Genomic DNA, 12,794 nt, shown 5'->3' on the forward strand with positions numbered 1-12,794 from the left:
TTGAAAAGAATGAATTTCTTCTTGTTTCTGTCGGTGTGTTTCTGATAAAAGTTCTCATGATGTATAATTTTTAATTGATGATTAATAATTTTGATATACTTACTAGACGAGGGTATTTGAAATTTGTTACAGTACTATGTATAAAAAGGTACTATTTTTAACAAAAAACTACATGCAATTTATTTTAAAGCACTTATTTTCAGTGTATTAATTTAATTTTTAAATTTTTAAATTTTAACATTATTTCAAAGCTCAGGCATTCTAGGTATATTTTTAGGGTAGGGGAAAGGGTTAAAAACTAAAATAGCAGCGTGTATAATATGATGTGAATTAAAAATTATCATAAAGTCTCTTAAAAGTTTGCTAGTTTGAAGCCTACTAATGCTAAATAATTGAAATACAAATCATATCTTTGTAGAACTTTAAAGGGATGCAGATGATTCTTGCAATGACCTTACAACAAATAGGATAATTAGGTTTACTCAAAAAACTTACCGTTTGTTTTACACGTCACCACGTATTTCAATTCCTTTATTGCAAAATCTATTATTATCATTAAAATTACGAATGGCAAAATCGCAACAAACATTTAATAAAACTGAAAAAGAAAAAAAGCGCTTAAAAAAGCGTGAAGAAAAGAAGAAAAAAATGCTTGCTCGTAAAGCAGCTGCAAAAGAAAGTGGTACTTCTGGTATTCCACTTGCTTATGTAGATTTCAACGGAAACTTGGTAGATACTCCGCCAGATCCAGCAATGAAAGTCGAAATTGAGGCAGAAGATATCGTTTTAGGTATTCCTAAAAAAGAAGAAGGTGATGTTGAAGAATTCGATCCAGTAAGAAATGGTAAAGTTTCTTTCTTCGATACAACAAAAGGATTTGGTTTCATTATAGACGCTGAGAACAACGAAAAATACTTTGTTCACGTTAGTGGTCTTATCGATGAAATTATGGAAAACGATAAAGTTTCTTACGAGTTAGAAAAAGGCATGAAAGGTATGAACGCCGTTCGTGTAAAGAAAATTTAGTTTTAAAGATTTTTAATGGCGAAAATGCAACGTAACACCGTTCTGGTAGTATTGTCATTTTTCGCCATTTATTTCATTTGGGGTTCTACCTATTTATGGAATAAAATTGCAGTTACAGAATTACCCGCCTTTATGTTGGCAGGTATTCGTTTTGTAATTGCCGGTAGTCTTATTTTTATTATATCAAAAATATTAGGCTTCTCCCTTAAAATCACCAAACAACAATTCAAGAATACTATTCTTGCAGGCTTTCTATTTCTGACTTTTGGAAACGGAGTTGTTGTATGGGCTCTTAAATTTGTAGATAGCAGCTTTGCTGCTCTAGAAGTATCAGCTCAACCTTTAGTGGTTTTAATAATGATGCGCTTATTTCAAGGAAAAAAAATACAACCAATGTCAATAGTGGGTGTAGTTCTTGGAATAACGGGTATTTTTCTTTTGGTTGGACAGAAAGACATCATTGCACAAGATGGAGCGATATTGGGCATGGTATTAATTTTTTTCTGTATGCTTAGCTGGTCTTATGGTAGTTTATTTGTTGGTAAAGCAGATTTACCAAAGAACTTCTTTGTAAACACAGGATACCAAATGTTTACGAGCGGTATATCGTTATTGATAATTAGCACTCTGTTTGGGGAACAATGGTCGTCTCCAAACACTTGGAGTACTCCCGTTCTTTGGTCTATGTCATTATTGATTGTTTTTGGCAGCATTGTAACCTTTACAGCCTTCAATTATTTATTACGTATTGTATCTCCAGAAAAAGTAGCTACCTCTACTTATGTAAACCCAATAATTGCAATGATTCTCGGCTGGTATTTTTTAAACGAAGATATTACCGCGCAATCAGCAATTGCGTCAGTTGTATTATTAACAGGTGTGTATTTCATTAATAGCAAAAAGAGCTTAACAATATTCTCAAGATTTTCAGGAAAACGTATTCCTAAAAATCCGTTAGAGTAATGCTAACAGCAACCACTTCTCTTGGTGTCATATTTTCTAATTTAATATCGCCAATACGTACACGAATTAACCGAACTGTTGGAAAACCTACGGCAGCAGTCATTTTTCGAACTTGACGAAATTTTCCTTCTTTAATGATAATGCTTACCCACGAGGTTGGTCTGTGCCTGCCAATTCGTAATGCAGGATCTGCATCGGGTAGTGACGGCAAATCGTCTAAAACCTTTATTTCACAAGGCTTGGTCATATACTTCTTTCCAAAAATCCCTATAGTTACGCCAGCTTCTATTTTCATAATTGCTTCAGGTGTTATTAAGCCATCCAATTGGGCTAAATATTCTTTTTCTATTCCTGAACTATTTATAGTGTCGCTCAACTTTCCATCCGTAGTCATTAATAGTAATCCTTCAGATTTCTCATCTAATCTACCAATGGGCATTATCCCATCAGGAAAATCAAAAAGCTCACTTAAAAATCGTTTTTTGCGTAGTTGTCGATCTTCACCAGAGGTCATCTGACTCAACATTGCGAGGGGTTTATAGATTTTAAAATGACTTTGTTGCATTAATTTAACCGCTTACTATTTATTTTGATGACATATGGTCGCAAAAGATACCCTTTTTAACGCATGAATTAGTAATCTATTATAGAGAATGTTACCTTTGTATACTCCAGAGAAGATTTTATGCAAGAGACAGTTTTTGAATTACAAGATAGAAAAACCGATAAGGAACTTTATAGCTATCAACAAGGAGCAATTCAACAAATTTTTGACAAGTTCGATTCAGAAAAAGATGATTACCATCTTCTATACCAATTACCTACCGGTGGTGGTAAAACAGTGATTTTTTCCGAAATGGTACGTCAGTATTTAAAAAACCATAACAAGAAAGTTTTGGTAATGACGCACCGTATTGAACTTTGTAACCAGACTTCTTCAATGCTAACAAGTTTTGGTGTTGTTAACAAAGTAGTCAATAGTAAAGCAAACCTTGATGACCATGAGCGTTATAGTTGTTATGTAGCCATGGTTGAAACCTTAAATAATAGGTTGAACGATGATCAATTAGATATTTCTGATGTTGGTCTTGTTATTATTGATGAAGCTCACTATAATTCATTCACTAAACTTTTTAAGTTTTTTGAAAATTCTTTTGTTCTAGGTGTTACGGCAACCCCGTTAAGTTCTAATAAGGACTTGCCTATGAATAAAAACTATGATGAGCTTATACCAGGTGAAACCATAGAAAATTTAATAGCTAACGATTTCTTGGCTAGGGCAGAGGTATTTCAGTATGACATGGGACTTACATCTCTAGAAATTGGTTCTAATGGTGATTACACCGTTAAATCATCTGCTGATTTATATACGAGTCCGGCAATGCTTGGCAAGCTTTTAGAAGCTTACACTAAACATTCTAAAGGAAAGAAGACATTAATTTTCAATAACGGTATTGAAACATCTATTCAGGTATATCATACTTTCGAAGCTGCAGGTTTAAATATTAGACACCTTGATAATACTGCTACCAAAAAGCAGCGTAAACAAATATTAAAATGGTTTAAAGAAACACCTGATGCTATTCTAACATCGGTTAGTATTTTAACTACAGGTTTTGATGAACCTACTATTGACACCATTATTTTAAACAGAGCAACAAAATCACTAACACTTTACTACCAAATGATCGGTAGGGGTTCTAGGGTTTTGAATAACAAATCGAAATTTACGGTTATCGATTTAGGTAACAACCTTTATCGTTTTGGACCATGGGGTGCAGATTTAGATTGGGGAGCTATATTTAAGTCTCCTAATTTCTACATGGATCGTATTAAAGACGATGAAGATATTGAAAGTGATTTCAAACTTGAGCTTTCTGATGAAGTTAAAGAAGAATTTAAAAACTCTAAGGAAACTTATTTTGACATTAAAGAAACCTACGAAACGGCAACGTTTGCAGGGGAATCTTCTAAAGTAGTTTTAGAACGTTCTATTGCTCACCATGCGTATATGTGCATAGAAAACAGTGAAGATGTTTATGATGCATTGGCTTTAGCTAAATTACTAAAAGAAGATATTGATAATCGTATTCATGTATACGGAAAATGTATTAGTAAGAGTACCTATAATTTCTTAAGCTGGTTAAAAGATGATTACCAAAAAAAACTAAATGCGTATTTAAGAGAAAATTTTGATACTGTGTTTGAAGATATACATGGGCATCCGCCAGAAGATTAATTCGATTACTGTTCTTCTATTTCATTAAAGAATTTAAAACATAAAAAAGGGCTGTTCATTTAAGAACAGCCCTTTTTATTTATAGCTAATTACTTGTTATTCAACAATAAGACTGTATTGTGGAGTTGGATTTAAAGGGCAGAAATATACATATTCTCCTTTTTCCAGTTTAGTTTCTTTTGAATGACCTACAGTGTTATTCTTTACTGCAGCAGTTACATATGCAGTCTGAATATGGTTTTCTGGCTTAGATGCATCTTTACCTTTTTTCACCAATACTAAACCAACATCTTTACCTACATTGTTGTTTGCAACATCGAAAACATAAGTTCCTTCGCTAACAGTAATTGATTTCTGCGTAAACTCACCAGTTGTTTGCTCTAAGGCAATCTTCTTAACTGGTTGCTTCATCATTTTATCTTGAGCGTTGGCGCTAAATGAGAATGCTAGTACGATAACTAAAATTGATAATACTTTTTTCATGTGTTTTAAATTTAAAGAGCTCTCGCTCAAATGGATAGATTAATAATTATTGTTTGTAAAATTGTTTATAATGATGGTGCTACAGGAAAATCAACTGCTACCTGCGTAGTGCTATGAATGTAGTTTGATATTGTTTTGTCACCTACTAATGAAATGGTGTCAATTAAATTTGCTTTTGTATAACCTGCTGCAAAATAGTTTTCTAAAACTTTTTCGTCTGTACGACCTCTGTTTTCAGTAACATTTTTAGCTAATTGTGCTAATGCATTTAATTTAGAATCAAATGATGCCTTACCTGCTCTTAGTTCAAGAATTTGCTCGTCGTTGAATCCGTTCATTTTACCTATTGCCGTGTGTGCAGATAAACAGTAGATACAGTTATTTACCTGACTAACTGCAAGGTTTACAACCTCTTTTTCTTTAGCTGATAATGATGTTTTAGCATTGGCAAAATTTAAATAGTTTTCCAAAGCTGTATCACTATTTGCATAGGTTGCATATAAGTTTGGTACAAAGCCTAATGCTTTTTTAAGGTTATCGAAAATTACTTGATTGTTTTCGCTTACTTCTTCTCTTGTTGGTATGTTAAATGTGCTCATGATTTTATTTTTAAATTTTATTATAAATTGTTTTTGTTCTATTAATTATCTGGTACAAAAGTATATTCAGAATGGTATTCTAATCATGTAAAGACTTCCTTTCTACATGTCAATTTTTCCTTTATAGAAATGTATTGAATGCTTTGGTTAGTTTTGAAGAAGTATCAGAATCACAGTAGTAATCTGATAAATGGTTATGGTGACAATGTTTTTCTACATTGATGGCATTAGTCACTACCGTCTTTTTAGACTTAAATATTTCTATTAAATTGAAGATTGATTTGTGTTTTAAATTCATGTCTTTGTTGTTTTAATTCTACACTACAAAGATCTAGCTATTATGAATCTTAAAACGGGCAATATCACCCAAGGTGTTGTCGATATTTCCCTAAAATGATTTTTTGAGTTGTTTTTTGAAATCTGATGGAGATTGTTGTGTTTGGTTTTTAAAAAGACGACTTAAGTGCGAGGCATCATCAAAACCAATTTCATAAGCTATTTCTTTTGCTGTCTTATCAGTATAGATAAGTAATCGCTTTGCCTCAAGAATTATACGCTCATGAATTATCTGTAGGGGAGTGGTATTAAATTTAGAAAAGGTATTGGATAAGGTTTTAGGAGATTTAAACAATTTGTCCGCATAAAAAGCAACCGAATGTTCTGACTTGTAGTATTCTTCAACTAACAAATTGAAGCCTCTGAGCAAATCTACTTTTACATCATTGGCAGCTTCGTTAAACCCTTCTTTAGCCTTAAGTAATCTTGTACTCATAATCATAAAACGAGCCATAAGCATACGAAGCATTTCTGCCTGTATGGTTTGAGTTTCTAATTCATCAACAAACACCTCATGCAACGTATCAAATTTTCGTTGTTCTTTCTCACCTAAATCGATTACAGGTATATGGGCATTTCCAAAAAATAACAATCCGGCACAGCTTACTTCTTGATCATGGTCTTTAATACAATAAAACTCTCTATTAAATTGATATACAATTAAGTCGCTGCCTTCTGTATATCGAAAAAACTGGATAGGTGTTAACGCCAATAAACTATGTTCAGAAATTGTATAAGGAACACCATCTACTTCTATAGAAGCTTTTTGAATAGTGGTTCTAATAAAAATATAAATTCCTGCTTGCTTTGGTTTTTTATAAGATTCTAATAATAACTCATTACCAATTTTAAGTAATCCACCAGTACTAAAATCTTTAAAAACTTCTTGCATGAAAACTTGGTCTAAAAAAAGGTTGATTCATTACATAGGTAATGAATCAACCTTTATAATTTTTTATACTGTAGTCTTCTTAAAACCGCACAGAAACCTTTCCTCTTAAATAAAACGGAGTACCTGGAGTAAAATGAATTTCTTCTACTGATGCAGTTTCATTGAATAACCTGCTTTCAGTAGCGAACTGGGTTTCGTTCCATTCAGTATCAAATAAGTTTTCTACGATTACACCTACTGTCCAGTTCTTAATATGGTAGTTTAGGTTTAAATCCGTAACGAAATAACCTTCTGCAACAATACTATTATCTTCATTTGCAGCTCTGTCACCTAAGTATCTATAGTTTAGGTTTCCTGAAAAATTACCAATATCACTGAAAGATAACCCACCTACAGCAGTAAAATCTGGTGCTAAAGGAATGTAGTCTAAGCCATCTGCTTCTTCTGTACTTCTAGCATAGGTGTAGTTTACATCACTATACAGATACAACCAATCTAACATTTGATATCGCGCACCAACTTCTACACCAACTCTTCTTGTTTTTCCACTAGGTTCAACAATACCGGCATCGCCCACATACACAAATTCTTGATCTAAAAACAAACCCCACAACGTAGCATTCAACACTAATTTATCTACCGGTTTAATGATTGTTCCCAAATCTACTCCATATGCTCTTGGAAGTATATCTCTGCCTTCGTTTGCAGTAACTACACGTGCATCATTAGAGTGAAAGCCCATACCGGTTTTTAAAAATAATTGCCAGTCCCTATTTACAGCATAAATCGTATTTAATTTAGGGCTCACTATTGCCTTGCTTTCACTTTTGTTATCATAAACTGTACTTAGCTTATTCTCATAATCAAAATTGAAATAATCTAAACGAACAGACGGATTAAATGTCCAGTTGCCAGTTTTATATTCTCCATTTAAGAACGCATATATATTAGTTTCATCCACATCGCCAAATGCATATTGCTCTAAAGATGTTTTTCTATTTAAAGTATGCTCAAGTGTTACATCATCTACATTATCATTTCTAAATCCAATTCCTGCAGCATATTTGAATCTGTCATCAGTACCTACAGTAATATCAATCTGCTCGAAAACAGTTTCAGCTCCCATAATGGTTCTATCTTCATACTGTCGTATTTGGTCTCCATTAATAGGATCTTCTAAAAAGAAAGTAAAATTTGAGAACAACTCAAAATCATATTTGCTCAAAAAAGCTCGTGTCTTTAAAAATTGATCCTCACCTAAGAATTTGGTATGATTAAACATTAAATTCGTTCTACTTGTTTGACCACCTTCCGTGTCATCAATAGCTCCAAAACGACCTATAATCTTTTGATCTATTGCTCTTTGCGGTATTTGACCAGAAGCATCCCACTTACTTTGAAAATGAGAAGCTGTTAATGTCAGTTCTTCTTTTCCTATATCCTTGTAATGATAGCGACCCAAAATATTTACTCGGTTAAAGTTTTGAGGAGAATCAAAAGGTCCGTCGGTTAAATAAATTTCCGAAGCTAAATACCCATCACTTTTACTGCTTTTTAGAATATTAAAAAGCCCAACAAATCGATTGGTATTAAACTGACCAGCCTCGTAAGTAATCATGCTTTTGTCTACACTTTTCTTAAGACTTAAATCGACATAACCGGCCGTATTAAAATCTCCTTTATCAGCATAATACGGTCCTTTTCCGAAATTAATATCATCAATGGTTTCTGGAATAACAAAATGTAAATCTGCATAGCCTTGCCCGTGAGCATGGGATACCATGTTTACCGGCATACCATCAACGCTAATGGCAACGTCTGTACCGTGATCAATATCAAATCCTCTTAAAAAAATTTGTTCTGCCTTACCGCCGCCTGCATGTTGCCCAATTAATAATCCGGGTACTTTTCGTAGTATTTCTTGAGATGATTTTACAGGATCTTTCTGTACGTCTATATTCACAAACCTAGTCATGGCATCAACCTTAGAAACAACTACTACTTGGTCTAAGTTTATACTCGATTCTTCTAACGCTATATTTACTCCTTCATTAAAATGATTTTGATTTACTACCAACACAAAAGTCTTAAAACCTAAATTTGAGAAATATATAGAGTCATTTACCGTTGTCGAAGGAAGTGAAAATGCGCCTGATAAATTAGTATGGCTGTGCTGCCCTGATGTTTGATTAAAAATGCCTACATTTTCTAAAGCGGCGCCCTCTTTATCGGTTACTTTTCCTTTAAGGTTCTGTGCTTCTACATTAATTGATGTAATAAGTAAAAAGATAAATATTAAAAGCTTTAATGCCCGATTATAGCTGTAAATCATAAAGTTAAATTTAGATAAGGTTGTCTTTTGAACTACCTACGATAAAAAACGATAAAGGTTTTAAAATTTATAGAAAGGCAAAAATAATGCTTGGGTATATCAATCTAATTTTGATACGTTTTATAACAATGTTTTAACAATAAGAGTCAAGCAATTTTATGTAATTATTTGAACTTTGCGCGACAAACAATACACTTTACAAATTAAAAATATATGAATAAGCAAGCATTATTAACTCCGTTTTATAAAAATTTAGACTTAAAAAATCGTGTTGTAATGGCACCTATGACTCGAAGCAGAGCTGCAAATGATGGTAATGTGCCTACAGAAGATTTACATGTTCCTTATTACACTCAAAGAGCATCTGCAGGATTAATTATTACCGAAGGCTCACAAGTCTCTAAAGATGCCGTAGGTTATATTAACACTGCGGGAATTTATTCTAAAGAACAGGTAGAAGGCTGGAAAAAAATTACAACAGCTGTTCATAATAAAGGTGGAAAAATATTTATTCAATTGTGGCATGTTGGGCGTATGTCTCATCCAGATTTTCATGATGGGGAATTACCATTAGCCCCATCAGCATTAAATCCGAATGCAAAATCTTATACGACTGAAGGATTTAAAGATACCGTGACACCAAAAGCAATGACCATAGAAGACATTAAACAAACGGTAGAAGATTTTAAAAACGCCGCTATCAATGCCGTTGAAGCGGGATTTGACGGAGTGGAAATTCATTCTTCTAACGGATATTTATTTCACCAATTTTTTAATGGCACTTCTAATATTAGAACGGATGAATATGGTGGAAATATAGAAAATAGAACTCGCTTCTTTTTTGAAGTTTTAGACGTTATGAAAGCCGTAATTCCACAAGAAAAAATAGGAGTACGATTTAATCCGTCGTTAAACGATATGTTCGGTATCACTTTAGATGAAGAAACAATACCAACTTTCGAATATATTATCAAGAAATTGAATGATTATGATTTGGCTTATGTTCATTTATCTGAGCCATTTAATGACGTTTCTAATGTGCCATTCGCTGTAGAACATATCGCAAAGCATTTTAGACCTCTATATAATGGAACTCTAATGATCAACGCTGGTTTTAACCAAGAGTCAGGCAACAAGGTAATTGAAAATGGTAATGCAGATTTGGTTGCATTCGGTAAGCCGTTTATTTCTAATCCTGACTTGCTTGAGCGTTTCGAGCATAATTACCCGCTTGCAGAATGGGATGCAGACACTTTTTATACTCCAGGTAAAGAAGGTTATATAGATTATCCAAAATACAGTGAAGCAAACTAAGTGTTTTAATAAAAACATTACAATAACAAAAAGCAGCCAAATGGCTGCTTTTTGTTTTACTACTACCTAATAGTATCAGTATCTTGTTCTAAATTTTCATTTTCAGATCCACCCTGACTATAAAGTTGATTCTCCTCATCCTTTAAGTTAATTTGATTTTTCGGCATACTGCGTCCAGGTACATCTAAATCTTTACCTGCAAAATCTACATCATTATTTCGATTAATTAATTGTAAATCATCGCCACCATCCGTTCTTGTATTTTTTGTCTTTTCTCCTAATGCAGATAAATCTTCTTCTGTAACATCAGAATTATAATCCGCTTTGCTATTTTCATTTTTCATAATTATTTTTTTTAATATTATATGCACAAGTTATAGTTACTAAAACTTTACCCTTATCGCTTTCAAATAAAATTCATGCTCTTTTAAAATAATTTGAATTGCATATATTGATGTCATCGGAAAAATGTAATCGTGTTAAGAAATAAGGGGAAAGCATTAAGGTTAACGGTAGTATTTAGCCAACTTGCAAATAAATAATTTGAAGATGGAAAATGTATTAGTAGCCGGTGCCAATGGTACCACAGGAAAAAAAATAGTAAACCTTTTAAAAAGTTCTCAATATTTTGAACCTGTCGCAATGGTGCGTAAAGAAGAGCAGAGAGAACAGTTTGAAAAAGAAAATATAAAAACAGTACTAGGTGATTTAGAAAAAGATTTATCACATACTGTAGAAAATATAGATAAGGTAATTTTTGCAGCTGGATCTGGTGGTAAAAAAGTAGTTGAAGTTGATCAAGAAGGTGCTAAAAATTTAATCGATGTTTCTAAAAAAGCAAACATTAAAAAGTTTGTAATGCTAAGTTCTATGGGTGCAGATAACCCTGAAGAAGCAAACGATTTAAAAGACTATTTAAGAGCAAAACACAATGCTGACGAATATCTAAAATCTGCGAATTTAATCCATGCCATTGTAAGACCTGGTTCTCTAACAAATGATGCTGGTACAGGTAAAATTAAACTACAATCTAAACTGAACAAAAAAGGTTCTATTACTAGAGATGATGTAGCACAAACCTTAGTAAGGTCGCTACATGATGATGCCGCTATAAATTCAACTTTTGAAATTATACAGGGCGAAACTTTAATAGGGAAAGCTATGGATGCCTAATAGACGACTAAAAAACTGTTTATTAACTAGAAATAAAAGTCAATACTCATAGTATTGACTTTTTTAAGTTCAATAACATTTTACCTTATCTATTTAAAGTATTTATACTTAACCATGTTATGTATCTTCGTACTAAACTAAACAACCTAAAATATGAAAAGTTCATTTTTAAAGATAACTATGGTGCTCTCCGTAGTAATATCGCTAAATTCCTGTAAAGAGAATAAAAAAGAAAGCAATGACAATGCTGCAACCGAAGTAGAACTTGATAGTACCGATTTGGCTTTGTTAGATTTAAACTTACCTGAAGGTTTTAAAATTGAGGTTTACGCTAGGGGAGTAGATGGTGCGCGTTCTATGGCTATGGGTGACAACGGGACGCTGTTTGTTGGTACTCGTACAGAAAACAATGTGTATGCTATTCAAGATACTAATGGCGATTTTAAAGCTGATAATATTATAGTGCTTGATACCATGGAGGTACCTAATGGTATTGCTATGCGAAATGGGGATTTATACGTGGCTCAAGTTGGTAGCCTTTGGAAATATCCGAATATTGAAGAGCAGATTGGTGGTGAGCTAGAAAAGGAATTAATTTATGATGATTTTCCGACAGAATTTCATCACGGATGGAAATATATAGCCTTCGGACCAGATGATAAACTTTACGTCCCTGTTGGCGCTCCTTGTAATATTTGCAATAAAACAGATGAAGATGAGCGATTTGCAACTATCTCAAGAATGGATCCTGACGGTAGCAATCGTGAGATTTATGCTAGAGGAGTCAGAAACTCTGTCGGATTCACTTGGCATCCTGATACCAAGCAAATGTGGTTTACAGATAATGGTCGTGATATGTTAGGTGACGATATTCCGCCTTGCGAACTAAACACAGTTACTGAAGCTGGTCAGCATTTTGGATACCCTTTTTGCCATGGTGGTATTGTTAAAGATCCAGAATTTGGAGATTTAAGGCCTTGTTCAGATTTTGTAGATCCTGCTTTACAGTTAGATGCTCATGTTGCTCCACTTGGTATTAAATTTTATACCGGTACTATGTTCCCTGCAGAATATAAGGGTAAAGCTTTCATTGCAGAACATGGTTCATGGAACAGAAGTAAGAAAGTGGGTTATAGAATTATGATGGTTGATATTGAAGATGGTGAGGTTGTTAATAGCGAAACTTTTATTGATGGTTGGTTAGATGAAGTAGCTCAAAAAGCTACCGGAAGACCAGTTGATCTATTGGTGTTAGATGATGGCTCTATGCTTATTTCTGATGATTTCGGAGATGCAATTTATAGACTTTCATACAGCAATACAGCCGTAGCGAGTAACTAATAAGTATAACTTCTTAGATTATAAAAAAGCAGCCTTTAAGGGCTGCTTTTTTCGGTACTAAATGTTCATGTTTATTTCGCAACCCTTATATTTATA

The 12,794-nt window shown here is 33.3% G+C and carries 13 protein-coding genes; 6 read left to right on the forward strand and 7 right to left on the reverse strand.

The window, feature by feature from the left end:
- Window positions 1-567: 567 nt before the first annotated feature.
- Together BUC31_RS11350 and BUC31_RS11355 are read left to right on the forward strand one after the other, a co-directional pair.
- Window positions 568-1,026 carry a cold-shock protein gene (locus tag BUC31_RS11350; RefSeq protein ID WP_027067021.1) on the forward strand — a complete coding sequence of 153 codons (459 nt, stop codon included), beginning with the start codon at window positions 568-570 and terminating at the stop codon, window positions 1,024-1,026.
- 15 nt (window positions 1,027-1,041) lie between these two features.
- Window positions 1,042-1,989, forward strand: coding sequence for an EamA family transporter (locus BUC31_RS11355; RefSeq protein WP_073244276.1), 948 nt, complete (start codon window positions 1,042-1,044; stop codon window positions 1,987-1,989).
- Here the strand turns inward: BUC31_RS11355 and BUC31_RS11360 are convergent.
- Window positions 1,970-2,554 (reverse strand): pseudouridine synthase, encoded by a 585-nt coding sequence (locus tag BUC31_RS11360; protein WP_073244278.1) that lies wholly within the window; start codon window positions 2,552-2,554, stop codon window positions 1,970-1,972. The two genes, BUC31_RS11355 and BUC31_RS11360, sit on opposite strands and share 20 nt — an antisense overlap.
- Window positions 2,555-2,674: 120 nt before the next feature.
- Between BUC31_RS11360 and BUC31_RS11365 the strand changes: the two genes are divergently transcribed.
- Window positions 2,675-4,228 carry a DEAD/DEAH box helicase gene (locus BUC31_RS11365; RefSeq protein ID WP_073244280.1) on the forward strand — a complete coding sequence of 518 codons (1,554 nt, stop codon included), beginning with the start codon at window positions 2,675-2,677 and terminating at the stop codon, window positions 4,226-4,228.
- A 96-nt stretch (window positions 4,229-4,324) separates the two neighbouring features.
- On the opposite strand, the gene BUC31_RS11370 is transcribed toward BUC31_RS11365, so the two are convergent.
- The 5 genes from BUC31_RS11370 to BUC31_RS11385 all read right to left on the reverse strand — a co-directional run bounded on the left by BUC31_RS11370 (window position 4,325) and on the right by BUC31_RS11385 (window position 8,870).
- The gene (locus tag BUC31_RS11370) at window positions 4,325-4,711 is read right to left on the reverse strand and encodes a hypothetical protein (RefSeq protein ID WP_073244282.1); all 387 of its coding nucleotides are present in this window, start codon (window positions 4,709-4,711) and stop codon (window positions 4,325-4,327) included.
- Window positions 4,712-4,776: 65 nt separating this feature from the next.
- On the reverse strand, window positions 4,777-5,310 hold the full coding sequence (locus BUC31_RS11375; RefSeq protein WP_073244284.1) for a carboxymuconolactone decarboxylase family protein: 534 nt from the start codon (window positions 5,308-5,310) through the stop codon (window positions 4,777-4,779).
- Window positions 5,311-5,431: 121 nt separating this feature from the next.
- The gene (locus BUC31_RS20320; protein WP_170861955.1) at window positions 5,432-5,608 is read right to left on the reverse strand and encodes a hypothetical protein; all 177 of its coding nucleotides are present in this window, start codon (window positions 5,606-5,608) and stop codon (window positions 5,432-5,434) included.
- Window positions 5,609-5,698: 90 nt separating this feature from the next.
- On the reverse strand, window positions 5,699-6,538 hold the full coding sequence (locus BUC31_RS11380) for a helix-turn-helix domain-containing protein (protein WP_073244285.1): 840 nt from the start codon (window positions 6,536-6,538) through the stop codon (window positions 5,699-5,701).
- A 79-nt stretch (window positions 6,539-6,617) separates the two neighbouring features.
- Window positions 6,618-8,870, reverse strand: coding sequence for a TonB-dependent receptor (locus BUC31_RS11385; RefSeq protein ID WP_073244287.1), 2,253 nt, complete (start codon window positions 8,868-8,870; stop codon window positions 6,618-6,620).
- 213 nt (window positions 8,871-9,083) lie between these two features.
- Here BUC31_RS11385 and BUC31_RS11390 point away from each other — a divergent pair, with 213 nt between their 5' ends.
- Window positions 9,084-10,184, forward strand: a complete 1,101-nt coding sequence (locus tag BUC31_RS11390; RefSeq protein ID WP_073244289.1) for an alkene reductase — start codon at window positions 9,084-9,086, stop codon at window positions 10,182-10,184.
- Window positions 10,185-10,246: 62 nt separating this feature from the next.
- Here the strand turns inward: BUC31_RS11390 and BUC31_RS11395 are convergent, their stop codons facing one another.
- Complete coding sequence (locus BUC31_RS11395) at window positions 10,247-10,528, reverse strand: hypothetical protein (protein ID WP_073244291.1); 282 nt, start codon at window positions 10,526-10,528, stop codon at window positions 10,247-10,249.
- 205 nt (window positions 10,529-10,733) lie between these two features.
- Here BUC31_RS11395 and BUC31_RS11400 point away from each other — a divergent pair, with 205 nt between their 5' ends.
- Both BUC31_RS11400 and BUC31_RS11405 read left to right on the forward strand, forming a co-directional pair.
- Window positions 10,734-11,357 (forward strand): SDR family oxidoreductase, encoded by a 624-nt coding sequence (locus BUC31_RS11400; protein WP_073244293.1) that lies wholly within the window; start codon window positions 10,734-10,736, stop codon window positions 11,355-11,357.
- Between the two features lie 153 nt (window positions 11,358-11,510).
- The gene (locus BUC31_RS11405) at window positions 11,511-12,698 is read left to right on the forward strand and encodes a PQQ-dependent sugar dehydrogenase (protein WP_073244295.1); all 1,188 of its coding nucleotides are present in this window, start codon (window positions 11,511-11,513) and stop codon (window positions 12,696-12,698) included.
- Window positions 12,699-12,794: the final 96 nt, after the last annotated feature.

This window comes from Maribacter aquivivus (genome assembly GCF_900142175.1).
Taxonomy (GTDB): Bacteria; Bacteroidota; Bacteroidia; order Flavobacteriales; family Flavobacteriaceae; genus Maribacter; species Maribacter aquivivus.

Coding starts and splice junctions, on each gene's coding strand:
- BUC31_RS20320 (WP_170861955.1), bottom strand. CDS start 5,608: ATGAATTTAAAACACAAATCAATCTTCAATTTAATAGAAATATTTAAG.
- BUC31_RS11400 (WP_073244293.1), top strand. CDS start 10,734: ATGGAAAATGTATTAGTAGCCGGTGCCAATGGTACCACAGGAAAAAAA.
- BUC31_RS11390 (WP_073244289.1), top strand. CDS start 9,084: ATGAATAAGCAAGCATTATTAACTCCGTTTTATAAAAATTTAGACTTA.
- BUC31_RS11350 (WP_027067021.1), top strand. CDS start 568: ATGGCAAAATCGCAACAAACATTTAATAAAACTGAAAAAGAAAAAAAG.
- BUC31_RS11360 (WP_073244278.1), bottom strand. CDS start 2,554: ATGCAACAAAGTCATTTTAAAATCTATAAACCCCTCGCAATGTTGAGT.
- BUC31_RS11405 (WP_073244295.1), top strand. CDS start 11,511: ATGAAAAGTTCATTTTTAAAGATAACTATGGTGCTCTCCGTAGTAATA.
- BUC31_RS11380 (WP_073244285.1), bottom strand. CDS start 6,538: ATGCAAGAAGTTTTTAAAGATTTTAGTACTGGTGGATTACTTAAAATT.
- BUC31_RS11355 (WP_073244276.1), top strand. CDS start 1,042: ATGGCGAAAATGCAACGTAACACCGTTCTGGTAGTATTGTCATTTTTC.
- BUC31_RS11365 (WP_073244280.1), top strand. CDS start 2,675: ATGCAAGAGACAGTTTTTGAATTACAAGATAGAAAAACCGATAAGGAA.
- BUC31_RS11370 (WP_073244282.1), bottom strand. CDS start 4,711: ATGAAAAAAGTATTATCAATTTTAGTTATCGTACTAGCATTCTCATTT.
- BUC31_RS11395 (WP_073244291.1), bottom strand. CDS start 10,528: ATGAAAAATGAAAATAGCAAAGCGGATTATAATTCTGATGTTACAGAA.
- BUC31_RS11375 (WP_073244284.1), bottom strand. CDS start 5,310: ATGAGCACATTTAACATACCAACAAGAGAAGAAGTAAGCGAAAACAAT.
- BUC31_RS11385 (WP_073244287.1), bottom strand. CDS start 8,870: ATGATTTACAGCTATAATCGGGCATTAAAGCTTTTAATATTTATCTTT.